The organism is Treponema medium (genome assembly GCF_017161265.1).
GTDB classification, from domain to species: Bacteria; Spirochaetota; Spirochaetia; order Treponematales; family Treponemataceae; genus Treponema; species Treponema medium.
In genome coordinates, this window is sequence record NZ_CP031393.1 from 310,235 (window position 1) to 334,030 (window position 23,796).

Genomic DNA, 23,796 nt, shown 5'->3' on the forward strand with positions numbered 1-23,796 from the left:
ATTACAGCTTAAATACTTTATCATCTTCAATGTGGACACTTTTTACCGCATTGCGTAAATCCACCACTAAGCTCGATTTTGCTACAATATGCTCAATATCAAAACATGAATGATTGGTTGTAAATACAACGCAATCTGCTTTAGATAATAGGGCATCAGTTAAATCCGTACCGACCCATTTTTTTCCGTGATCGTCAATACATTCAGGGATATACGGATCATGATACAGGACATTTGCTCTTTTTTTAGCACATTCCTCCATAACAAGTAAGGCAGGGCTTTCACGAGGGTCATCAATATCCGGCTTATATGCAACACCAAGGAATAGAATTGTTGCACCATTCATTGCTTTTTGCTTGCGATTAAGCGCATACATAATCTTATTCATCATTTTATGCGGCATCTGATTGTTGATATTGCCGGCAGTATTTATCATTGTTAAATCGAAATTAAAGCCTTTTGCAATATGCTCAAGATAGAACGGATCAAGCGGGATACAGTGTCCGCCGATACCGGGACCGGGATAAAAGGCCTGAAAACCGTAGGGTTTCGATTTTGCAGCGTCTATCACTTCCCAAATATTAATATCCATTTTACCCGCTAAAAGAGCCAGTTCATTGATAAGTGAAATATTGATAAGCCGATAGGTATTTTCAAGTATTTTAACCATTTCCGCCACGCGGGGACTTGAGACAGGATAGAGATGCTGAATCGCCTTGCTGTAGAGAGCAATCGCAATTTTCTGAGCATCTTCGCCTAAAGCACCAACTACTTTCGGCGTATTATCAGTCTTATAATCTTTATTCCCCGGATCAACCCGTTCGGGACTAAAACAAAGCCAAAAATCTTTACTTTCTTTTAAGCCTGATTCTTTTTCGATAATCGGCTTCATAAAATCTTCGGTGGTTGTCGGATAGGTAGTGCTTTCAAGCGAAATAAAAGTACCTGCTTTCATATTTTTGCCGATATCGATGCAAGATTGTTCGATAAACTTCATATCGGGTTTTTTAAAATGGTCGAGTGGTGTCGGAACGCAGATAATGACCGCATCGCATTCTTTAATTCGAGAAAAATCAGTTGTTGCAGAAAGCTTTGTTGTTTCTTTTACTACACGGCTTAAATCTTCATCTTTTATATCACCGATATAGTTTTTTCCAGTATTCACCAATTCTACTTTTTTAGAGCTTTTCTCAAAGCCTAAGACTTGTACATCTTTTTTTGCAAAAGATACAGCAAGCGGCAAGCCGACATAACCTAAACCGATAATACCGACAACTTCGGCATTGCTTTCGATTTTTCTGATGATTGTTTCAAAGTTTGACATAGCGAACTCCCTAAAAGTTTATTGTGCATGCTAAAACAAGCAATTTCAAGAATATATTTTCATCTATTCAAGAATTTCGTCTAAACGATCATTTTTATATTTAAAGGATATTTTTTCTTCTTTAACCATTTTTAACATTTCTTTTAATTCACATGAGGCCACCGCCGGGCTCGAGATTTTTGATAGAACCACACGGCAATGTATAGTTTTATAACTAAAATTCTTCTTAAAATACTTATATGAGTTTTTTAACTGAATACAAGCCTTCCGTAAATCTTTACCTTTTAGCTCTATCAAATACACATCCGTACTATTATCATCTACAGCAAAATCACATCGAGTACCTGAAGTAATCAAGCAACCGTCAACACGAATTTTGAGAAGGTTTCTGCCGGAGTTATTGTGCATTACAAATTTTCGCTTGTTCTCCTGACATACCAATATTTTATCATTACCATAGTATTCACAACACTCATCAGGTATTTTTTTCATCAGTCCTTTCATAATCGGCATCCAATAGTTTAGTATACACTTCATTAATCTCAGAAGAATATAAATCAATCTCAGCAGGATCGATTTGATATAAATCGTTTCGTTTTATATCAATAATGCTTCCTTTTTTTATTGCATAAGCGGCAACGTCATCATACTGGATTTGATACGGCAAAGCAATAATATTTTTTACATCAACACCTCTTTTCTGCAGTGTTCCTGCATAAATACAATTATTGAAAGTTTCAAGCACATAGGGACTATGGGTAGTAACAAGTAACTTGTTGTTTGTATTTTTATTCAAACATTTCAATAGATGAAAAACTACATCCTTTTGAGAGTTAGGGAACAAATTTTGTTCAGGCTCTTCCACAATATTAAAAAAATAGAGAGGCATTACTCCCTCAAAATATTTTTTTACTGTAGAAGCCAGTTTATCATCACCGGATTGCTTTTTTTTATTAGGAGGTAAGCTAATACCGGCCGCTGTAAGTATAGCCATTAAACCGGCGGGTATTAAAAAAGAACTAGACAAAACAACTCCTAAAAAAGAAGCTGCTACTCCCATAACACTTAACAACTTATTATATTTTGCAATTACATTTTCCTGTAATTCAACAGGCATTTTTCGTTTTGAATCAAAATCAGGTTTATCAATACAACCGGAAAGATATGTACTTACGAGAGACAATAATGACGATGACTGAAAGCCGCTTGCAGATTCTGTCAAGTTAATTTTGTATTTTGCATTATTGTCCATAATAAAAAATTCTTTTTTGTCTTTATTATATTGCAAAAAAATATTTTTAATGGGCAACTTAAATTTCATACCGTCAAGATTCCTTCCGGCTTTAAGGCTTTCTTCAAGAAAAGTATGTAAAGCGGGAGCAATACCTGATATTGTTTCAGGAGACTCAACCGAAGAAATAAAACTTCTTTCCGAAGGTATATATATAATCTTAGGCATTTCATAAATAGAATCTTCCGTTTTTTTGTTTTCTAAAGTTAAATTCTTCCCTCGGATAGTAAAATGACAATATTGACCTATATAATCTATTTCCGTTTTATCTGAAAAATAGGATAAAATATTATGGTAGTTAAACAACTCTTTAAAAAAACTACTTGTCCGTACAGTATTTTCTGAAAGTATTTTTGAAGGTAAATCCCGCCGTAAAAGAGCCTTTTCCAGCCACTCAAAAGAAGAAACCAATTTTGCAACGGAACTCTTACCTGCACCTTGATGTCCTACAAACAAAGTGAGCTTTTTAATATCAAAAAAATTATCTTTCTGAAAACCTGAATGAATAGGTCCAAAATCTTTTATCCTGATTTTACTCATACTTATTCTTGTAACACCTCTATGATTTTTTCTGCCGTATGCCCATCACCATAAAGTTGCGGGTAATCTTTCGGAGTACGAATATTCCGGATCGAAGATACGATTCTTTTAGTATCAGCGCCGGTAAGCGTATTCCAGCCGGAAGTTACAAGTTCAACCCATTCAGTGGTGTCACGCATGGTGATGCACGGTTTTTGAAAGAAAAATGCCTCTTTTTGTACACCACCTGAGTCCGTAAGCACGGCAGTACAAGCTTCTTCATATTTAAGCATTTCCAAATAACCGACAGGTTCTATAAGCGTAACGTGGCTTCCAAAATGCAATCCATGTTCCGCCAGTATTTTCTTTGTACGGGGATGCACGGGGAAAACGAACCGCTTTTCAGAAAGTGAATTAACAGCATCTACAATATTTTTTAACCGTACCGGATTGTCAGTATTTTCTGCCCTGTGAATGGTCAACAATATAAAATTACTCGGTGTTTGCAACGGACTACTTTTCTGACGGTAATAAAGCGAGGCATCATACATAATATCACCCGTTTTACACACTACCTTATTGTCTGATGAAGGTACACCATCAGCAGAAACAATTCCCTCTTTTTTGAGGTTTTCTATAGCTGTCTCTGTCGGGCAAAAAAGCCATGTCGAAAGGTGATCGGTAAGACGACGGTTTTGTTCTTCAGGCATCGTCATCATAAAAGAACGCAAACCAGCTTCCACATGAGCTACCGGAATATGCAGCTTACTTGCGGCTAAAGCGCCTGCTAATGTAGAATTGGTGTCACCGTATACAAGCACGGCATCAGGTTTTAGTCCTAAAAGCAATTCTTCAATCTTTTCAAGCATAAGACCGGTCATTTTACCGTGAGAACCGGAACCTATATGCAAATTATAATCGGGCTGCGGAATATCCATTTCGGTAAAAAATATATCACTCATATTTTGATCATAATGCTGACCGGTATGAACGATTGTTTCTCTTACACCAAGTTGAGGATTATTTTTAATATAACGACTTAATACCGCCGCTTTAATAAATTGCGGACGAGCGCCTATAATTGTAAGAATGTGCATAAAAGTATTCCTTATATTTTATAACCTAAAATATGCTTTATTTTGGGCTTTATATAATCGGCAAATTATATAGAATATTTAGCCGTTTAAATATATTACCAACCTATAATATTATTCATATTTTACATTACCAATCAAATCTTTATAAGAAAGAAATTTATAATTATTTTCAGTACAATAATTTATAAACCATTCATAAAAAGCTTTATCAATCGGATAAGTTTTATTATTGTACATATAATCATGGAATAAAAAGGTAAAATACCTTATATTTTTGTTCTCTGCCGCCTTCAAAGTCTCCATTGCAATTGTTTTTGCTTTTTCAAGATCATTATGAATAATATAACCGTCCATAATATGTAATGGAAATTCTCTCATCTTTCCTATTTGATAATCCGATTTTAATTCTATTCTCTCCTTATTAAATTCCGATGTATCAAAAATATAACCTATTTTTTCCATTTTAGAAAATGTTTGATCATCATATCGGACATAGTGAGTTCTAATGCCAAATGAGGAAAGGCCTGAAATCTTTTTAAAATCATTGAACTCTTTTTTCATCTTTTCAATATCGGAAATTTCAATACCGTGAACTCCTGCATCAAAACCGTTCTCTAAGACATACTTAATCCAGTGCTCTGCCTTTTCTTTTTTATAAGAGAGACCAAGTATATTATCCATACCGAAAAAAAATGTAGATTTTACACCGTGCTGTTTATCAAACTCTATAATTTCAGGAATTCTATTTAAACGCTTATCAAAAATAGAAATCAACCGATACCAAAAAGAAGAAAAGCTAATTTGTCTCTTACAAAGCTGAATAAAACTTCTTACCCATAATTTAGGAAAAATTAAATCCCGCAAAAAATGGTCTGAAGGATAAAGATGATCAACATCATGTGAAATGATTATCTGCATAGATATTTTCCGAATGTATAACTTACCCTAACAATATTCCTCTATATGCATTAGTAAGTTTAATTTTTTCTTTTTCCCAGCATAATTCTTTTGCGACTGTCTCTAGATTTAATTTAAAAATACTATATAACTTTTTATCATCTTTCAACTTTAATATAGAATATCGTAAATCATCTGGAGAGTCAGAATTACATACTAATCCAATATTATACTTTTCAATCATTCTTTTTATTTCAGGAAAATCAACACCAATAATTGGAGTGTGGGCCTGAACATTTTGAAAAAATTTATTTGGTAATGAATAATAATAACTTAAACAGATATTGTTAATAGCAACTATACCAGCATCACTTGCCCCTACATACTTCCAAAGCTCAGTTTGATCAACTGCTTCATGAAAAAAGACCTTTGTACTCAGTTGAAGATCTTCAACCATTTCAAATAAATTATTTATATAGTCTTGCCTACCAAAACCTAAAATAATAACCTTAACATCATCTAAACTTTTAACAGCTTCAATAATGGTTTCGATACCTCTACCATTCATTATAGCCCCGTGATACATTACAATAAAATCGGAAGGTTTAATATCATATTTCAAATAAAACATTTCACGATATTCTCGAATTACATTCTTATCCACTTCAACATAATCTTGTACATTACGAACTACTATCGGACGTTCTTTTAACTTATAGATTCGCATCACTTCATCAGCAATAGTATCATTTACCATAATTGAGAATACAGACTTTTTTATCAAAAAGTTTTCCATCATTTTTACACAAAAAAAATCAAACTTACTCCTACTACTATTCCTGCCTAGTTCAAATTCATGAGAATCATACACAAGATAAGGCTTACTCTTTTTAGGTAAAAATAATGTAGATATCCATGCAATTGTCAATGCAGATATATCATAACAACTGATGACTTCAGCACTCAATCGTCTTATATTCATTGCTAATCTAAAAAAATTAGGCAATCGGGCAAAGACCCCTCCTGAAAATCTCATAGGATACGTATATATTGTACTACCATCTATTTCTGTTTTACATTCCTTATCACCTAATTCAACAACAGCTGTATTGGCAGCACCAATCAGATCTTTCACAACCTCTATTTCTCTACGAGATCGTGCTTCGATACGATAAGGACACAACATTAATTTTAGAAACTTCATAGTTTAATTCCTTATGTTATGCAGAATTTTTGTGCCGTATATATGGATACCGTTACATACTTCATCCGGTACATTAGGGGCAATTTCAAAAACTGTATATCCGGCGTTTACCAGCGAAAGACATTCGCTATAAAATATCCTGTCATCCTTAGCTGTGTGGACAGATATTACATGGCAAACTTTCATATAGTATCCTTCATATTATCGATCAACATCATAAAATTATTGCTCGACAGACCATGACCGATAAATGCTAAATTTCTCATACAGAGTCAGATCAGCCTTGCCTTCTATAGCAGCTGTGATATAATTAGTGTAGTATTTAAAACAAAAATTATTCTCTATTGATAAATACATACCCCATACAAAAAAAACAGCAGCCATTATAAATATAATTCCACGGTTTATATATGTTAGAGAAAATAGTTCTGTTAGCACAATAATAAAAAAGAAGTTATAAAACAGCCTAATTCGAGAAATAGGCCCCATATAAAGCGTAACAAAATAAACAATAAAAAACACTACTGATGCAGCAAACAAATGTTGACCACATTTTGACTTACCTTCAATGTCCTTACGAAATACCAGTATTAAAATAAAAAACAGAAAATGTACAATATTGCCAATTGCCAAAGGATTAGTTTGTTGTAAACGTATTGTCAATTCAAGATATGCAACAAGCTTTGCAATAAATATATTATTACCATAGCCATTTATGAATCTAAAAACAATCAACAACATCTGTGGAGTAAAAAAGGCATAAACAACCACCACCAATACGAACAGCCAAAAACTAGACAGTTTAATATCTCTCACAAAATACAACGGAACTACAACCAAAGAAGTTCTATGAAATAACGAGGCAAGCAATACAAGAAGTAAAAATGGAGCAAACTTACGGGTAATAAGATATTCAAAGCTTTTAAAAACAATTGCAAGCGCTATTGAAAATCTAATTATTGTTTCAACATACAAATACATACCATTTGTTGTATAAAAAATAAACAATAATAAAAAAACATTTCTTGCATCGCCATACGCATATTTTGATAAAGAAAATTTATAAAAACAATGAGAGATAATAATCAATGAAAAAACCTTCATTATTATCAACGTCATCATAAAATTACAGCCTATTACTTTTAGTGACAACAGACACAAACTAAAACCCAGTTCAAACCCTACATCTTTCGACTCCTCTAGCCAATTATGCCACGTCACCTTCTCAAAAAACATCTCATAATTCGGCCAATCACTTCCATTTAGGTAAACACAACAATATATCACAATAGCAGATAGCAAAACCAATCTATAAATATTTCTTTTTACATTGAGCTTCATTCCTTTTTCTACAACCGCTGCTACAAACGCCAACGCAGGCGGAATAAAATAGGGGAAAATCACACTAATACCCTCTATTTTGCTTTAGATGAGGCTTCCGTAACATTCGTATAAAATGCCTAATATAGGTAGCACAAAAAAACAACACTTTAGAATTACCTATAAATTTAAACTTTTCATCAGGATTAAAAGGAAATTGCAGCAAATCTTTATGATTAGTATTTAAGAAATATAAATGAATACAATGCTGCTTTCTATCTTTATGCTTAATCCTAACCCAATCATCGATAATAGCATGGGAATTAAATATATTCAGCAAAGTAATACCTGCCGCAGCATAAATATTTTGGAAATATCCGCATAGACGTCCGCATTGATCTTCAATTCCAAATAAATCATACACATAGTCTGGGGAAACATTATCATTTCTCATTGATTTTAAATAGTTTTCTACCTCAAGTTTAGAGTCCATAGAAATTTTACGTTCTTTTGTTGTAAAATAGGCTGATGTTGCACACCATGTAGGTAATAAATTAACTAAAGAACTTTTCCCAAGATGATCTATAATATTCCCATTTATGGTAGCAGCTTCACCGAATGTTTTCTTATAGGTATAAGCCATTGCAATATCATCCCTATAATAGTATTTACCGATAACATTATACACTGCATTAATAAAAGCTTCATCCGGCACCAAATCAGGAATTTCTCTATGAGGTGTTTTTAAGTGGCTACAGATTTGCCGTGAAATACGCAAATCATCAGTAGTTTCCGTAAAGTACTTATGCACGAAAATATATGACGATAACTCTTCAATATTTTTTAAAAGAAACGAGAAAACCACGCGAGAATCCCAACCACTGGTTAAAGGACAGACAATCTTATAATATTTTGCATATTCTTTGACGATATTATCAATTAAATCCACCTGACGTTTCAAAACGTCATGAGGATTCTCAAAATACTGTAATTCACCATAGGGGTAATACCTAGTAGTTGTTCTATTTGTTATATTGATATAGTGATCTGCGAGTACTGTTTTTACTCTTTTATAAATAGTTATATCATTTGGCATAGCTGCCACAAAGTCAGAGCTCATTCGAATGCGAAGAGTTCTATTGTCTATAGGCAAAGCTAAGGTAGCTGCAACAACATGGTCAAATGACGAAAGGCATATTTCATCAAGAGCATAATTTATCTGCATACAAGCGGTAGCATCAGAAAAGGCATAAAAATTATTATTGAGAGATATAAAGATAACATAGTTTCCGGCAAACCGTGCCGCTACTTTTATAATATCGGTAATAATGTTAGAAGATCGTAATAAGAACTCAGGTATATCACATCGCTCTATCTCCCCAAAAGAGTCAACACATAATCCGACGATATACACAAAGCCATGAGCATTTTGAAAGGTTAAAACTTCGGTTTTTTTGCTATAACTAAGATAAAGACCATATTTTTCAATATAAATAAATTGTGACAAGTCCTTATGTTTTTTAGTATGTAGCACATACGTAAAAACGGCATTATCAAGTGAAATATCAAATTCTTTCATAGATTTATACTCCCTATAACGCAGATACAGAGGTTATTGTTTTAAATAAATTATCCCAAAGAGAGAACAGAGTTTCATTTGAGAACATCTTTGTCAGAATAGTATCATTTTGCTTAGCCTCTGATTCAGGAAAGCCAACAAATGAGCTAAAAGACATAGATTCAATATCGTCTGTCAAGAAAAATTTTAAACCATATTCATTAAAATCCTCTTCGGTTGATATACCAGAACGGATAAAGACTTTTTTTCCATATTTTAACATTACCAGTAGGTTCCCCCACGCCTGTTGTCTTCGATGGTTACAAACCATAATATCAACATTCGATAAAAATTGTTGATACGTCTTTAAGTCCATCATCTCAGCGATAGGGATATATTTATCTCCAAAATAAGTCTTCCCTATCCGATTTATATTATCAACATAACCGGCAGGACAATCCCCATAAGAAAGTATTACATACACTTTAATGTTTTCATCTTTAAAACGCGACAGCAATCGCAATGCATCTATATGCTCATTTGAAGGATCCCGCGAATTACCTACGAGAATAGAAACATAATCTTGAGGTGCGTGTGCAGGAAATTCAAAAAACGCTCGCGGATAAGTGGTATATATATTTTTAGCACCTGTATTATAATATTTTTTTATGAGTTCAAACTCGGAATGATCAGTACTCACATAACCAAATCGTTTTATTGTAAAAGCCCGCAAAAACTCATAAATTTTATATTTACCTTTTTTGACTTCAGTATGCCAGTATAAATCACCGCCCCATACTTTCCAAACGACCCTATCGAGTTTCCACCATACGCAAGCACAAGCGAGATACAAATAGGGGTGAGAATAATTATGAATAATAACAGCATCATGTTTCTTTAAACACAAAAATATTTTTAGTATTGATAAAAAATCAAAGGTATCCTTAGAATCATCACTACAGAAAGACTTATTTTCCGTATTTTCACCATAGGATAAAAATAAAAACTTATGCTCATCTGAGAAGTTTTTTTTATTAAGACGCATAAAAGAAAGAAATTGATCTGCATAATTCCCTTGCGGCAAAAAATGATAAATCACACTAGCGCCTCACTATCTTATTAACTAAAGAATTTTCAAACACCAACAATAAAACAAACGTTATGACCGTAAACACAGCTCCTGTAATTAAAAACACTACAATGGCAGGAAACGATAAAAACCGAATTAAAAGTAACGAAACTATAATTGGCAAAATGAATACACCCACCGTTTTTAGAAAGTTATTATAATAGCGTATAAACGGTATTCCTAATAATTTATTTGAATACATATACCAACCTGGATATGTTAAAACAAGTTGAGATAGTAACAAGGCAAAAGTAACAACCAAAATAGAATATTGCGCACCAATCCATAATACTAAAGGCGTAAAGCACACTACAATAATATTCCACCACATATCTATATCTGTTCTTCCTTTTGCAATACACACCATCCCGATTGTGTCTCCATACTGACGTATAAAATAGTAAATTGCCAATACATGAATAAGAGGCACACATACCAGATATTTTTCACCATAATAAAAAGCGACAAAAGGCTCTGCTAATGCAAATACGCCAAGATAGACAAAACCGTTCAAATACGAAACAATTTTTTGCACAGAAAAAAAACTTCGGTTCATCTGTTCGGAATCATCTTGCATTTTAGAAAAAATAGGCGTTGCAACCTTTGATGCAATAGGCGCCACAAGGGCGGAAGGCTTTGTCACTAAATCTTTCGCTAAATTATAAATACCAAGACCTTCAGCCCCAAGCAGTTTCCCTATAATCAAAACATCAAAACTACCGGTAAAATAATTTATAACCTGTGATACGGTATGATATCCCCCTATTTTCAAAGAAGAGAGTGTTTCGGACAACTTAAAATGCAATTTTATTGGAACAATTTTTACCCCCACAAAAAAATAAATAATATTGCCAACAGTATATCGAGCCAGATTAGAAAATACTAACGCATAAACACCCCAGCCGGTATAAGCAAAATAAAGAGCCGCACATAACCCCATTAAAGCAGATATGATATCGACAACTGCAATTGCTCTAAAATACAATTCTTTTTGCAAGAGCGTCTTTTGCTGCCGTCCGATCGAAGAAAACGGAATAGCCAAACACATCAAAGGAATTAATTTTAATAGCGCAATTTCATGATAAAACGATGCGATAAGCGGCGAAATTAAGCAGATCACTACATAAATAATAATACCGGCAAACATATTTAACCAATATAAGCTGCTATATTGGTTTTGCGACATATCTTGTTTATGCAGAATAGCAACGGTGATGCCAAAGTCCATAAAAATATCGGCGAAACCTTTTACAACCATCACGAGCGCCATCAAGCCAAAGTCGCTCTTATCAAGCAAACGCACTAAAACGGCAGTTGAAACCATCTGCGTTATTACAAGAGTAATAGTCGAAAGGGTTATCCATTGGACACCACTGTAGACTTGTTTATTTAAGCTCGACAAATATTACTCCTTCATCGCAGCAACAATATACCTTTTAACCAATGAAGCTATATATTGCATATCCGCAATCGTATACCGCTGATCAATCGGAAGCAACAGTAAATGTGATGAACATTCATATTCGAAGGTACCGGTGAAATGCTCATTTAAAAGCTCTTTCCATAGTCTTGGCACATATACTTTATTTTTAATCATAGCAGCACTTATATCCTCTGCTAATAATAACGGATACCAGCAAGCCGCGGTATTTTTTCCAAGTTCACTACATTTTAATCTATTATATTGTTGGAGGAATGTATGAAGTGCTGCATAGTTTTGCATTCGCGTCGTTTTTACATATTTATAATTTACGGACAATAACAAACGGCGTGTAAAAAGAGACATCTCAAGATACTCATCGGCAAAAGAAGCTATAGCCGCTTGATAATCCATATACGCAGCATTTGTTCCACACTCAATAGCTTTTATTAAAAAATTTATTCTTGAATATGAAGTATCTTTTTGTAGATTGGCAAGCGGTCTCAAACAGGAAGCAACTAAAGCGCCTCCATCAGATACTCCAACAAATTTTCTATAAGAATATACATTATACACTCCATCTTTTAAAACAGGAGGGCAAAATAAAGCTTGTGTATTATCGATGATAATATTTTTATATTGCCGTATATACTCAGCGATATACGAATCCAATATTCCAAAATAATTTACAACTAAAATACATTCATTTTCTTTAAGAGATAAAGATGGACATCGCAAATCTTCTGCTATATAATATTTTTTATATGGTATCCCCAATCTCTCTACAACATCAACGACTGTTTTACAAATATAGTGCGGAACATATACTTTTTCTGGCTTCATCATTTGTAGCGCATAATATATGGCAGCCCGTCCACTATTCAATGCTAAAATATTATCAGACTTGACACCGTTCCATAGAGATGCTAAATCACTATGCAGCGGCGTTAATTCCAATGGTAAATATCCACCGTATTCCCGCATTATATTTCCTAGTCCACACCAAAAATACTTTGATCAATAGCTTCAGAATCAAACCCAAAAATCGTATACCCATAGCGCCCAGAATTATCCTTTATGTTATCTGGAAATTCATCAAGAATAACTGCATCTCTAATCACAGCACCACTATGCCGCATTTTATAATCACACATTCTCTTAAAATCATTTTTAGATACAATAAATCGGATAAGGGCGTGTTTATAATGAGGTTTAATCGAAAAATCAGGAGTTTTACCAACACTAATATCTATCACCATTTTCATAAAATCATATCCAGTCGATAAAGGCACCAAATCTGAGCCAATACAGGCACCTCCCATACGGGATCCTATCTCAATGATTTTAACATTACCATTTTTATCTACTTTAACTTCAGAATGGGATGCACTGTACTGTATTTGCAGACTTGTAAGAGCCTTACAAATTATATTTTTAATCTTATTAAGCATTAGCTCACTTACTATTGCAGGTTCTTTATGGGCATATTCAATATACTGAGAACCTGTTGTAAATTTTTCCGTTAATGCCAAAAAAGTGTGTTGCCCTTTATAAGAAATAAACTCAACGCTATATTCTTTACCTTCAACAAATTCTTCCACAAGAGCTTTTTTTTCAAAAGATTCTTCACAAGCGAACACAACAGCATTTTCAAGATCAGCACTACATAAAACCTTTGTAATACCTCTACTACCGGATCGGTCGGTCGGCTTCACCAAAACAGGAAATTCGAGCGGCAATACCGTTAAGTCTGTTGTTTGATCAACAAGAAAGCTTTTAGGGGAAGGATCACCATTCCGCTCAAAAGCCTTACGCATTTCGTGCTTATTGGTAGATAATAATACACATTCAGCAGAATTACATACCAAGCCTAAGTTCTGTGCAAGATAATTAACCGTAATATTTGCGACTTCAGACGCAATAGAACACACGCCACTTGGTTTTATTTTTTTACAAATTGCTAAAATTTCATCCTTATTAACAATGCTAATCGGATAAAAATAGTCCGCTATAGTTTTCCCAACAGCACCATCTTCCCACGCAAACACATGCGTTTCATATCCTAAGTCTTTTGCTTTTTTTATAAGCTGTGCTTGAAAATCATTTGCACCAATAATAACCAATTTCTCTTTCATATCAACCGCCTTGAATTTAGTACAATCTAACACCACACCCAGAAAACTCGTTATCCAGTTTTAAGCAACTATCTTCATATCAAATAATTTTTACATAAATCATTATATTTCAGCCAGTTATACTTCAACCATCCTCCTCAAAATTACCGCATCAAATTTACTTCGAATAAAACTCAAAGACACAATCACAAACATAATCAACCTCAGCGCTTGTTAAACCATAATACATTGGCAATCGTAGTAAACGCTCACTTTCTTTTGTCGTATATACATCTTCACCACTAAACATACCGTACTTTAATCCTGCGGGTGCCGAATGTAAAGGCACATAATGAAACACAGAACCGATATTTTTTGATTTTAAAAATGCGATTAGATCGGTTCGCTCCTCTATGTCTTTGGCTTTTACATAAAACATATGAGCATTGTGTATACAATCAGCCGGTACAACAGGTAATTCAATCAAACCGTTATCTTGCAAAGGTTTGAGCTTAGTATAATAGATATTCCAATTTGCAAGCCGGTTATTGTTTATTTCTTCCGCAACTTCAAGCTGTCCCCATAAATACGCAGCATTCAGCTCACTCGGCAAAAAAGATGAACCGTATTCTACCCAAGTATATTTATCTACTTGCCCGCGCCAAAACTGACTACGGTTGGTACCCTTTTCACGGATTATTTCAGCTTTTTCAATGTACTTAGGATTGTTTATTACAATAGCCCCACCTTCCCCCATACTATAATTTTTTGTTTCGTGAAAGCTGTAACACCCAAAATTGCTTATTGTCCCTAAAGGTTTATCTTTATAAGCAGACATCACACCCTGTGCAGCATCTTCTACCACAAAAAGACTATATTTTTTTGCAATAGCTGTAATTTTATCCATTTCGCATGAAACACCAGCATAATGGACAGGTACGATGGCTTTTGTTTTCTCAGTAATAGCTGCCTCAATTTTAGTTTCATCAATATTCATTGTATCAGGGCGAATATCAACAAAAACAATTTTAGCACCTCGCTGTACAAAAGCATTGGCCGTCGAGCAAAAAGTATAGGAAGGCATAATCACTTCGTCACCGGGTTGAATATCACATAAAATTGCGGCCATCTCCAATGCTGTTGTCCCCGATGTGGTAAGCAAAACCCTTGGAGCTTTAATTTTCTGTTCAAACCATTGAGAACAGAGCTTAGTGAACTCTCCATCGCCGCATATTTTCCTATTAGCGATAGCTTTTTTTATATAATCTACTGATTTCTCAACATAGGGAGGTACATTAAAACTAATCATAACATTATTCTCCTGTTAAAATAAATTCATATAAGCCTAATTTGCTGTTTCGGCAAGGTATTTTAGATACTCGCCATATTCGTTGTTATATAAATCGGCAAGACTGAATAACTGCGATGCCGTAATCCAGCCTCGCCGATAAGCAATTTCTTCAACGCATGACACATACAAACCTTGTCTCTTTTGTATGGTAGCAATAAAATTAGCGGCATTTAATAGACCATCAAAGGTACCCGTATCAAGCCAAGCCAACCCGCGCCCAAGTTTTTCTACCCTTAGTTTTTTAGCAGCTAAATAAGCAGTATTAACAGACGTTATTTCTATCTCACCCCGAAGTGAAGGCTTTACATTTTTCGCAATTTCAATCACATCATTGTCATAAAAATATAATCCCGGTACCGCATAATTTGACTTAGGCTGCTTGGGCTTCTCTTCGATTGAAATTGCTTTTCCACTCTCATCAAACTCAACTATTCCATAAGAATAAGGATCACGCACATAATAGCCAAAAATCATAGCCCCGGAATCTTGAGAGACGACAGAAGCAGCGTTCACGAGAGTGCTTCCAAAACCTTGTCCGTAAAAAACATTATCACCTAAAACTAATGCGCAAGAGTCATTATCGATAAATTTTTCTCCAACAATGAAAGCATCAGCAAGACCGCGGGGACTCTCCTGTACAGCATACTCAAACTGCATACCAAGCCAGCTGCCATCACCAAGTAATTCTTTAAATAGATGTATATCCCGCGGCGTCGATATAATAAGAATCTCGCGGATACGCGCCAACATAAGCGTAGACAACGGATAGTATATCATGGGCTTATCATAAAGCGGCAATATCTGTTTTGAGATAGATCTTGTCAACGGGTTTAATCGAGTACCACTACCGCCTGCTAAAATAATTCCTTTCATTCTCCCCCTCTACTCCTTCTCCCCCGCCTCATTCACCGTGCCATGCATCCGTGCAGGGTTACCATAAACAAGCGCATACGGCGGAACATCCTTCGTCACCACACTGCCTGCACCGATTAACGCATATTCGCCAACGGTTACCCCGCAGACAATCGTAGCATTTGCACCGATGGATGCACCTTTTTTGATCAAAGTTTGTTTGTATTCGTGTTTGCGTTCAATAAAGGCACGAGGATTTATGACATTGGTAAACACACAGGAGGGGCCGCAGAACACATCATCTTCTATTACAACATCATCGTATAGCGAAACATTATTTTGAATCTTTACACCATTACCGATAATTGCCTTACCCCCAATATTGACATTTTGCCCGATCGAACACTTTTTACCAACCTTAGCGCCGCTCATAATATGCGTGAAATGCCAAACTTTGGTACCCTCACCTATCTCCGCACCTTCATCAACATAACTTGATTCGTGCACAAAATAATTCTTTTCCATTAATCTTTAATATTCCTTACTCAATAAAAAATCAGCAATGTAAAAATGCCTCACACCTTCTACATTTTCTTGCCAAAACTCATCCATGGTTACGACAAATTTAGGATATTGATCGCGGATTTCCAAAAGAGGAGAAAACTCACGGCTGACGGTCTCTTGACTTTCTAATTTATATGCAACTTGGATATAGAGCTTTGCGCCGTGTTTTCCTGCAATAAAATCAATCTCTTTTGCACCGAGCTTACCGATATATACATTATATCGCCTACGCTTTAATTCCAAAAAAACGATATTTTCCAATATGCCGGAAATTTTTTGATCGGTATATCCTAAAATAGCATACAAGAGCGATACATCACTTAAATAAAATTTCTCCTGTGTTTTGAGCAGCTCTTTTCCCTTTATGTCATAACGGGAAGTCCGATACAAAACAAATGCCGCTTCAAGCGCATTCAAGTAATTATATATTGTATTCACATCAAGCTTACGCTTCTGATTTTTAAAATAGTCAGCAACATTTTTACCGGAAAAGCTATTGCCGATATTATCAAAGGTATATTTTACCACCCGCTCCAGCAGTTCAATATCACGAATATTAAACCGTTGGATAGTATCGCGGAGCAGTACCGAAGCGTAAATGTCTGCCACAATCTTATACGCTTCCTGCTCTCCGTAATCCGCGGTATGGATAACTGGGAAACCGCCTTTCCGCAAATAGGCGAAAAAAGCGTCCCGCTGCGTTACATCCCGCTGTGGAAAATAACAGTTTTGAAACTGCAAATATTCCGCAAATGACAACGTATATATCGGAATTTCAATATACCGACCGGCAAGATAGGTCGCCAATTCCGAGGATAAAAGCCGTGCATTGGAACCGGTAATATAAATATCCGCATCAAAGTCTACAAGACAGGAATTGAGACACTTTTCCCAGCCCTCTACTTCTTGAATCTCATCAAACAACAAATAAACACGCTGTTTCGGCTGAACCCGTTCAACAATATACCGGTACAAATCCTCAGCGGTTTTAAGCGTAGAAAAGGCAAAGCTTTCAAAATTGATAAAAATAATATGCGCCGCTTCGGCACCTTGAGCAATAAGCTCATCGCGCAGTAAAGATAAAATGCTGGACTTTCCACAGCGGCGCACCCCCGATAAGACCTTTATAAAAGGCTTTCCGATAAAAGGAGACATCTCCTGCAGATAATCCAATCGTCTAACTGTATTTTTTGCGCTTACATCCATAATTCCCTCAATTATTGAAATAAATTTAAAGATATAAGCATAAGAAGTCAATACAGAAACAAGTTTTTATAGCCATAGCTATAAAACTCAGAAAAAAAACAGTATTTTTATAGGTATAAGCATAAAAGTATTATATCTTTTTCTTCGGTTAAACGCATTATTCTTCAAAGCAATCTGATGCAAGCAGTGCGGCATCTTTTTTTAAAGAATCGCTCTACCGCTTATAAAACGCCTTTATTGCGTCGCAGGTATAGGTAATTTCATCTTGAGTCAGCTCAGGATACATCGGTAGAGCAAGTACGGAAGCACAGAGTTTTTCTGCAACAGGGAAATCACCTTTCTTGTAGCCGAGATACTTAAAGCACTCCTGCTCATGCAAACACTTGGGGTAATACACCGTTGTACCTATACCTTTTTCGGCGAGATATGCTTGCAGTTCATCTCGTTTCTCGGCAAGGATATTGAACACATAGTACACTTCTTTTCCTTTCGTTTTTACGACAGGGAGTTTCACCTGTCCGATATCTTTTAACAAAGTCCGATATTGAGCTGCATGTGCCGCTCGCTTTGCAATAGCCTCATCAATATGTTTGAGTTTAACATTCAAAACGGCAGCCTGCAAACTGTCAAGCCGAGAGTTATAGCCGATATAGTCATGGTGGTACTTTTTTGTTGCTCCGTGGACACGCAAACTTTTCGCTTGTAAATAATATTCTTCACTATTCGTGACTATCATACCGCCGTCACCATAGCCGCCGAGTGTCTTGGTCGGAAAAAATGAATAAATCCCCATATCACCGATAGTCCCGGACTGATGCAAAGCGCCGCTATACACATCCTGCATACCAAAGGCTTCTGCGGCATCTTCCAACACTCGGAGATTATGCTTTTTTGCAAGCGTCATGCAAGCTTCCATATCTGCCGTCTGCAAAAACAAATGCACGGGCAATAGTCCGACCGTATTTTTTGTTATACGTTTTTCCACGTCCCGCATATCCATACAAAAGGTATCTTCATCAATGTCGCAAAAGACAGGCTTACCGCCTAAGCGGGCAATACAGGAGGTTGACGCAAAAAATGTAAAAGCAGGGGTTATAACCTCTGCACCGTCTTTAAACCCGAGGATATCGGAAGCAATCACCAGCGCATCACTGCCGTTAGCAACGCCGACCGCATATTTTGCACCGGTATACTGTTTTATTCCTTCTTCTAAATCTGCAACGGCTTTCCCCAAAATAAAGTCACCCGTTTCAAGCACGGAGGATAAAGCAGTATCAAATTCATTTTTCAGATTCTTATATTCTCTCGTTGCCGTATAAAAAGGTACATCCATTATTTTTCTCTCCTCATTAATTAAAAATCCCCTTCATTTCCAGCGTTGAAAAATCGCAGGGCAGCGTTACCGGCAATCCGGTTTTTTGGGATTTATAAATAGCCAAGATAATCTCTAAGGCTTTCTTACCTTTTTCACCCGAAACAAGCGGTTCACGATTATGCTCGATTGCATCGATAACATCTCTAAAAAGAGCCGTATGCCCAAAGCCGTACACCGTCGGTGGGTCTTTTTCATTGGGATTGAGCACCTTCTCTTCCGTATCGCCAACCTGTTCCGCATCGGCAAAACGCCATGTTTCCATTTTATTAACAGCAAGCCCGCCAATCACAACAGACCCCTCGGAACCGAATAAACTCAATGTTTCGTTTAAATTTTTCGGATATACATCGGCAGTTCCTTCTATTATACCGACAGCACCAGAGGCAAATTCTACAATAGCGCAGCCAAAATCCTCCGCATCAATCGGACGGATAAACCGGCGAGTTTGCGCCTGCACACGGACGGCATCTTCGCCCATCATCCACTGCAAAAGGTCTATCCCGTGCGTACACTGGTTCATCAAGGTACCGCCGTCCTGCTCCCAAGTACCGCGCCACTTTGCCTGATCATAATAACTTTTATTCCGATTCCAACGCACTTGGATCATTCCGTGTAACATTTTACCGAAACGGCCTTTTTGATATGCTTCACGAGCTTTTACAACCGGTGCATTAAAGCGGTTCTGAAAGCACACTGCCAATGTTTTACCGTACTGCTTTGCTGTATCGATCATCTGCTGTGCATCAGCCGTAGAAAGAGCCATCGGCTTTTCGCAGATTACATGCGAGCCATTTTGCAAACAATGTACCGCAATATCCTTATGCTTACCAGACTCGGTTGCAATCGTTACAATCTCCGGTTTACATGTCTCAAGCATTTCTTTATAGTCGGAAAAAACTTTTACCGAAGCATCCGGCACTGCTTTAGTGTACTCAGCTCTTTTTTCTTCTGCCCGTTCCGCCACAGGATCGCAGACAGCAACTAAGTCAACCTTATCCTGCATCGCAACAAAGGCTTCAATATGCTTAAAACTAATTCGGCCGCAGCCGATTAACGCAATCTTATATTTCATTTCATATACCTCTCATTTTTATGATTTACCGCACCCGTATCATTCATAAAATAAAACAGTAAAATTTTCTTCAAATCTTCAAAACGACAGCTTTCAGTACTATTAGATAGGCGCATTATCACCCAAAACAATCCCATGCAGGCATTATGGTTATCTTTTTATCTTCTTTCACAAAAAGATCGTAAGCATTCCTCGTAAGGATAAGCCCTTCCTGCACCTTAAAGAAGTCCATCGCTGCCAAAAGACCATTCAACTCCCGTTCAGTGTTATCGAGGTTCAAGTCTAAGCACACCTGAATGCATTGCGGTGCAAAAAGTGGATTAACGACAAAATCGCACTCGCACGTATCATCACTATAATAGTAGATTTGCTTATCGTCAAAAGTTCCGTACTTTCGGCGGAGTTCGTTAAACACAAAATTTTCTAAAATATGACCTGCATTTTCGCTAAACGTAAGTCCTGCCGTTCGTATCAATCCGATATCGGTAAAATAAACTTTTTTTGGGGCAAGGCTCTGTGCTTTTTGCGACCACGCAAATTTCGGCACTAAGCTCAACAAATACGCATTCTCAAAATATGAAAAATAATCAAGAATAGTCGTATGCGACTTTACTCCGGCGACTGTTTTTAACTTACTAGGAGAAATCAGTGATGCGGCATTGGAAGCAAGATACACATACAGCCGCTGCAGCGATTTATCATCGCTGACATTGTAGCGCACTGCTATATCCCGATATAATATATCCTTTTGAAGCTGCATAACAACTTCGGCATTATTCAGCTTGAGATATTCGGGAAAACCGCCTGTTTGAAAATAGCTTTCAAACGATTGAATACCTTTTTGTGTATCTGCAAAACGCAGATACTCGGAATAAGAAAACGGAAACAGCTCTTTAGCGATATGCCGTCCGGTCAGTTTTGTTCCAAGTTCGCGGCTTAAAAGAGAAGCATTAGAGCCTGTTAATACAACTTGAAAGCCTTGATCCAGCTTTTGCCGCACATACAGCTCCCAATGCGCTGCGGCTTGTATTTCATCAAAAAAAATAAGACGGCTTTTCGATTCCTCAATAACCGCATCCAGTATTGCATAATCGGAAACGGAGAATTCCAATAGCCGTAAATCGTCAAAATTCAGATAAAAAAACGGCTTATTGAGTTTTTTTACAAACTGCTGTAACAGGGTGCTTTTCCCGCACCGCCGAACGCCGCATACCACAAACGCATGGGTTGTTATATCGGGGATATCAGCTAATGCATCTCGATATATGCCGTCATCGGTTTTCCGCAATTTTTCAAGTTGTGTAAGATATATTTTCTTTAATTCCGCCTGTAACATTGTAAGAAGAATATATCAATAACCGGTATAATATGTCAACACTATTAGCATATATATGTCGATCATAATAGCATAACCGACAGTATGCTACATTAGACGCCAAAGGAACGCAGAACTCCATCTCCTTTTTCACAGTATCAACTGACTATTCTTAACACCGCATCCGAAAATTCGTAAAAGCACCCTATTTCTTTTGTAATAATTGAATACAGTATATTCATATCAAGTGTATTATACTCATGCACGGCGATATTCCTAAAACCGACTGCTTTTGCTAAACGTGAAGCAAGCTGACTATCAAGCAATCCGTGTCGAGAAAGCGCTAAAAAAGTTTCAGCCATTGTCGGTGTTTGTTCATGCAATTGTTCAGCCAAAATATGAGCGGCAATATCAACTGAAATTTGTACCGCACGCTGTATATTCAAACAAATAATATCTTGTGTGTCAAAATCGCTTTGCAACGCCTCAACATTTGCAGGCGTGTGCAGTTTTACACGCTCTAAACATCGGTTAAGAGACAACAGTTTTTCACCGATTACCTTTTTATCAATGCTCATTGTACATTACCGATAAGATTTTGTTTAAAAGCATGTTCAAGAATATACCTTTGTCCGCGTTTATAGATGGGATAATAATCTTCATACCAGTAAAGGGCAGTCATAGCATGCCTATGCAGCAAAGCGTTTCCTTCACCTTGCTTCTTTTTTACACATACGCCTTCCGTAAACACCTTATAATGCAGCAATCCCGCTATCTTCCGTATATCGACCAGATCAACCTCTCGCTGCAAAAGCAAGGAAAGCTCCAACTGTAACGATAACCGATCATCGAGATGCAAAGCTTCAGACATCGCTACGGCAATATCAACATCGCTTTTGTCAGTTTCAGTTCCGCGAGAGTACGAACCATACAGCATTGCAAGGATAACTTCGGGCTTAGCGTCAAAAAAGGCAGTAAGCTTTTCTATAATTGCGGTATTCATTCACGCCCTTTTTTTCCTAAAAATCAAGTTTTCACGTAGAATTTTACCATCCCCAAACGTACAAATATCGCTAAAACCGCACCGGTACAGTCGGCAAACCAGTCATATAGAGAAGCATCACGCCCGGGAACAAAGATTTGGTGTATTTCGTCGGAAATACCGTAGCAAGCAACAATACAGCAGACAATCGTACAGTATTTGAGCGGTTCTCCAAGCCACTTATCGGTAGAAAACCAATAAGAAAGCGTAAAAGCGAGGCTCCCGAAAGCACACGCATGTAAGAACTTATCCAGTCCGGGAAAAGAAACGGTCTCCGGAATAGGCAGCTTTGACTGCGCAGAAAGGAGAAATATAACAACAGCGATACAAATTGATATACACCGCATAGTATAGGTCATAAATTTTTCTAACGACATTATTAAAGCCTCCGTAAAGAGATGAGAACACACCTCACCCATTCACACAACTGCTCTCAATTTTAAATATGCAGTATACCAATCAACAAAAATGACCGCCGCTGCTTTCTGTGCCGCCGAAACAGGCTCCATTCCGCATAAAGCTGATAACCGAAACGATGGAAATATACACTAAGTACAGGCTAAATGCAAGATGCAAACTATGCGCTCGATATTCCCAGCTCTTTTCTTTAATAAACGAATAAAGGAACAAAGCCATCGAGGTAAACTTCTAAAAAACTGAGATTTTTAGAAACTTCCTATTCTGCATCGTCTTTTTTGACGATGCGTACCTTTCGCGCCGATTTTGTGCTTGTGTTCCGTTTATTGATGATTTTCTTTTTTTCTCCGTCAGCTGTCTCCGCGGAAATAGTTCGCTGTTTTTTCTCTCGTTTTGCTTTGAGCTGCTCTTTCCGCTTTTTTTCGATAAATTCGAGGCTTTCGTTAAGCCCCTGCAAAAAGGTCTGCATTTCATCTTGAAATACGACGATTGCATGGCGGTCAAAACCGGCGCCGTCGGTGTTTTTGCTTTCAACAATCTGCAAGAACACATCGCCCAGCCGATTCTCTTTCACATTAAAAAAATATGTCCGGTTCTCTACCGGAATTTGAGTGGTAAATAATTCTCCTCGAATTCCCATTCTGTTATCCTTCCCATAAATTCGACAGCCGAACAAAATATCAATTTTGGAGGCAGGCGAATTCGTGCGCGAAAAGCGCACATATCAAT

The 23,796-nt window shown here is 36.7% G+C and carries 24 protein-coding genes; all 24 read right to left on the reverse strand.

Going from position 1 to position 23,796, the window contains the following annotated elements:
- Position 1 precedes the first annotated feature (1 nt).
- The gene (locus DWB79_RS01325) at positions 2-1,324 is read right to left on the reverse strand and encodes a nucleotide sugar dehydrogenase (RefSeq protein ID WP_016522264.1); all 1,323 of its coding nucleotides are present in this window, start codon (positions 1,322-1,324) and stop codon (positions 2-4) included.
- Between the two features lie 63 nt (positions 1,325-1,387).
- Positions 1,388-1,828: a hypothetical protein gene (locus tag DWB79_RS01330; protein WP_016522265.1), complete on the reverse strand. Its 441-nt coding sequence runs from the start codon at positions 1,826-1,828 to the stop codon at positions 1,388-1,390.
- Complete coding sequence (locus tag DWB79_RS01335; RefSeq protein ID WP_016522266.1) at positions 1,800-3,155, reverse strand: ATP-binding protein; 1,356 nt, start codon at positions 3,153-3,155, stop codon at positions 1,800-1,802. The genes DWB79_RS01330 and DWB79_RS01335 overlap by 29 nt, the downstream gene beginning before the upstream one ends.
- Before the next feature lie 2 nt (positions 3,156-3,157).
- Positions 3,158-4,231, reverse strand: coding sequence for a non-hydrolyzing UDP-N-acetylglucosamine 2-epimerase (wecB, locus tag DWB79_RS01340; RefSeq protein WP_016522267.1), 1,074 nt, complete (start codon positions 4,229-4,231; stop codon positions 3,158-3,160).
- A 111-nt stretch (positions 4,232-4,342) separates the two neighbouring features.
- Entirely contained in the window at positions 4,343-5,149 is an 807-nt protein-coding gene (locus tag DWB79_RS01345; RefSeq protein WP_016522268.1) for a polysaccharide deacetylase family protein, read from the reverse strand.
- A 22-nt stretch (positions 5,150-5,171) separates the two neighbouring features.
- Positions 5,172-6,332, reverse strand: a complete 1,161-nt coding sequence (locus DWB79_RS01350; protein WP_016522269.1) for a glycosyltransferase — start codon at positions 6,330-6,332, stop codon at positions 5,172-5,174.
- 222 nt (positions 6,333-6,554) lie between these two features.
- The gene (locus DWB79_RS01355) at positions 6,555-7,736 is read right to left on the reverse strand and encodes an EpsG family protein (RefSeq protein ID WP_016522271.1); all 1,182 of its coding nucleotides are present in this window, start codon (positions 7,734-7,736) and stop codon (positions 6,555-6,557) included.
- Between the two features lies 1 nt (position 7,737).
- On the reverse strand, positions 7,738-9,231 hold the full coding sequence (locus DWB79_RS01360) for a hypothetical protein (RefSeq protein WP_016522272.1): 1,494 nt from the start codon (positions 9,229-9,231) through the stop codon (positions 7,738-7,740).
- A 13-nt stretch (positions 9,232-9,244) separates the two neighbouring features.
- Positions 9,245-10,309: a TDP-N-acetylfucosamine:lipid II N-acetylfucosaminyltransferase family protein gene (locus DWB79_RS01365; RefSeq protein WP_016522273.1), complete on the reverse strand. Its 1,065-nt coding sequence runs from the start codon at positions 10,307-10,309 to the stop codon at positions 9,245-9,247.
- A gap of 1 nt (position 10,310) precedes the next feature.
- A complete protein-coding gene (locus DWB79_RS01370) occupies positions 10,311-11,741 on the reverse strand; it encodes an MOP flippase family protein (RefSeq protein WP_016522274.1) in 1,431 nt (476 codons plus the stop codon).
- Between the two features lie 3 nt (positions 11,742-11,744).
- A complete protein-coding gene (locus tag DWB79_RS01375; RefSeq protein WP_016522275.1) occupies positions 11,745-12,743 on the reverse strand; it encodes a hypothetical protein in 999 nt (332 codons plus the stop codon).
- Between the two features lie 8 nt (positions 12,744-12,751).
- Positions 12,752-13,894, reverse strand: a complete 1,143-nt coding sequence (locus DWB79_RS01380; protein WP_016522276.1) for an ATP-grasp domain-containing protein — start codon at positions 13,892-13,894, stop codon at positions 12,752-12,754.
- Between the two features lie 157 nt (positions 13,895-14,051).
- Positions 14,052-15,182: a dTDP-4-amino-4,6-dideoxygalactose transaminase gene (rffA, locus tag DWB79_RS01385; protein WP_016522277.1), complete on the reverse strand. Its 1,131-nt coding sequence runs from the start codon at positions 15,180-15,182 to the stop codon at positions 14,052-14,054.
- Positions 15,183-15,218: 36 nt separating this feature from the next.
- On the reverse strand, positions 15,219-16,097 hold the full coding sequence (gene rfbA, locus DWB79_RS01390; RefSeq protein ID WP_016522278.1) for a glucose-1-phosphate thymidylyltransferase RfbA: 879 nt from the start codon (positions 16,095-16,097) through the stop codon (positions 15,219-15,221).
- 9 nt (positions 16,098-16,106) lie between these two features.
- Positions 16,107-16,601 carry an acyltransferase gene (locus tag DWB79_RS12155; RefSeq protein ID WP_016522279.1) on the reverse strand — a complete coding sequence of 165 codons (495 nt, stop codon included), beginning with the start codon at positions 16,599-16,601 and terminating at the stop codon, positions 16,107-16,109.
- A gap of 6 nt (positions 16,602-16,607) precedes the next feature.
- Positions 16,608-17,846, reverse strand: coding sequence for an ATP-binding protein (locus DWB79_RS01400; RefSeq protein ID WP_016522280.1), 1,239 nt, complete (start codon positions 17,844-17,846; stop codon positions 16,608-16,610).
- Between the two features lie 214 nt (positions 17,847-18,060).
- Positions 18,061-19,179, reverse strand: coding sequence for a DegT/DnrJ/EryC1/StrS family aminotransferase (locus DWB79_RS01405; protein ID WP_016522281.1), 1,119 nt, complete (start codon positions 19,177-19,179; stop codon positions 18,061-18,063).
- Between the two features lie 16 nt (positions 19,180-19,195).
- A complete protein-coding gene (locus DWB79_RS01410; protein WP_016522282.1) occupies positions 19,196-20,293 on the reverse strand; it encodes a Gfo/Idh/MocA family protein in 1,098 nt (365 codons plus the stop codon).
- Positions 20,294-20,411: 118 nt separating this feature from the next.
- A complete protein-coding gene (locus DWB79_RS01415) occupies positions 20,412-21,629 on the reverse strand; it encodes an ATP-binding protein (RefSeq protein ID WP_016522283.1) in 1,218 nt (405 codons plus the stop codon).
- Between the two features lie 137 nt (positions 21,630-21,766).
- Positions 21,767-22,186 (reverse strand): type VII toxin-antitoxin system HepT family RNase toxin, encoded by a 420-nt coding sequence (gene hepT, locus DWB79_RS01420; protein ID WP_016522284.1) that lies wholly within the window; start codon positions 22,184-22,186, stop codon positions 21,767-21,769.
- Positions 22,183-22,611 carry a type VII toxin-antitoxin system MntA family adenylyltransferase antitoxin gene (mntA, locus tag DWB79_RS01425; protein ID WP_016522285.1) on the reverse strand — a complete coding sequence of 143 codons (429 nt, stop codon included), beginning with the start codon at positions 22,609-22,611 and terminating at the stop codon, positions 22,183-22,185. Before mntA ends, hepT begins: the two co-directional genes overlap by 4 nt.
- Positions 22,612-22,634: 23 nt before the next feature.
- Positions 22,635-23,027, reverse strand: coding sequence for a VanZ family protein (locus DWB79_RS01430; RefSeq protein WP_016522286.1), 393 nt, complete (start codon positions 23,025-23,027; stop codon positions 22,635-22,637).
- Positions 23,028-23,109: 82 nt separating this feature from the next.
- A complete protein-coding gene (locus tag DWB79_RS01435; protein ID WP_156831486.1) occupies positions 23,110-23,286 on the reverse strand; it encodes a hypothetical protein in 177 nt (58 codons plus the stop codon).
- Between the two features lie 40 nt (positions 23,287-23,326).
- Positions 23,327-23,707, reverse strand: coding sequence for a PUR family DNA/RNA-binding protein (locus DWB79_RS01440; RefSeq protein ID WP_016522287.1), 381 nt, complete (start codon positions 23,705-23,707; stop codon positions 23,327-23,329).
- Positions 23,708-23,796: the final 89 nt, after the last annotated feature.

Excerpts from the sequence above, each read along its gene's own strand:
- DWB79_RS01325 (WP_016522264.1), bottom strand. The coding sequence starts at position 1,324 with ATGTCAAACTTTGAAACAATCATCAGAAAAATCGAAAGCAATGCCGAA.
- DWB79_RS01330 (WP_016522265.1), bottom strand. The coding sequence starts at position 1,828 with ATGAAAGGACTGATGAAAAAAATACCTGATGAGTGTTGTGAATACTAT.
- DWB79_RS01335 (WP_016522266.1), bottom strand. The coding sequence starts at position 3,155 with ATGAGTAAAATCAGGATAAAAGATTTTGGACCTATTCATTCAGGTTTT.
- wecB (WP_016522267.1), bottom strand. The coding sequence starts at position 4,231 with ATGCACATTCTTACAATTATAGGCGCTCGTCCGCAATTTATTAAAGCG.
- DWB79_RS01345 (WP_016522268.1), bottom strand. The coding sequence starts at position 5,149 with ATGCAGATAATCATTTCACATGATGTTGATCATCTTTATCCTTCAGAC.
- DWB79_RS01350 (WP_016522269.1), bottom strand. The coding sequence starts at position 6,332 with ATGAAGTTTCTAAAATTAATGTTGTGTCCTTATCGTATCGAAGCACGA.
- DWB79_RS01360 (WP_016522272.1), bottom strand. The coding sequence starts at position 9,231 with ATGAAAGAATTTGATATTTCACTTGATAATGCCGTTTTTACGTATGTG.
- DWB79_RS01375 (WP_016522275.1), bottom strand. The coding sequence starts at position 12,743 with ATGCGGGAATACGGTGGATATTTACCATTGGAATTAACGCCGCTGCAT.
- DWB79_RS01380 (WP_016522276.1), bottom strand. The coding sequence starts at position 13,894 with ATGAAAGAGAAATTGGTTATTATTGGTGCAAATGATTTTCAAGCACAG.
- rffA (WP_016522277.1), bottom strand. The coding sequence starts at position 15,182 with ATGATTAGTTTTAATGTACCTCCCTATGTTGAGAAATCAGTAGATTAT.
- rfbA (WP_016522278.1), bottom strand. The coding sequence starts at position 16,097 with ATGAAAGGAATTATTTTAGCAGGCGGTAGTGGTACTCGATTAAACCCG.
- DWB79_RS12155 (WP_016522279.1), bottom strand. The coding sequence starts at position 16,601 with ATGGAAAAGAATTATTTTGTGCACGAATCAAGTTATGTTGATGAAGGT.
- DWB79_RS01400 (WP_016522280.1), bottom strand. The coding sequence starts at position 17,846 with ATGGATGTAAGCGCAAAAAATACAGTTAGACGATTGGATTATCTGCAG.
- DWB79_RS01405 (WP_016522281.1), bottom strand. The coding sequence starts at position 19,179 with ATGGATGTACCTTTTTATACGGCAACGAGAGAATATAAGAATCTGAAA.
- DWB79_RS01410 (WP_016522282.1), bottom strand. The coding sequence starts at position 20,293 with ATGAAATATAAGATTGCGTTAATCGGCTGCGGCCGAATTAGTTTTAAG.
- DWB79_RS01415 (WP_016522283.1), bottom strand. The coding sequence starts at position 21,629 with ATGTTACAGGCGGAATTAAAGAAAATATATCTTACACAACTTGAAAAA.
- hepT (WP_016522284.1), bottom strand. The coding sequence starts at position 22,186 with ATGAGCATTGATAAAAAGGTAATCGGTGAAAAACTGTTGTCTCTTAAC.
- mntA (WP_016522285.1), bottom strand. The coding sequence starts at position 22,611 with ATGAATACCGCAATTATAGAAAAGCTTACTGCCTTTTTTGACGCTAAG.
- DWB79_RS01430 (WP_016522286.1), bottom strand. The coding sequence starts at position 23,027 with ATGTCGTTAGAAAAATTTATGACCTATACTATGCGGTGTATATCAATT.
- DWB79_RS01435 (WP_156831486.1), bottom strand. The coding sequence starts at position 23,286 with ATGGCTTTGTTCCTTTATTCGTTTATTAAAGAAAAGAGCTGGGAATAT.
- DWB79_RS01440 (WP_016522287.1), bottom strand. The coding sequence starts at position 23,707 with ATGGGAATTCGAGGAGAATTATTTACCACTCAAATTCCGGTAGAGAAC.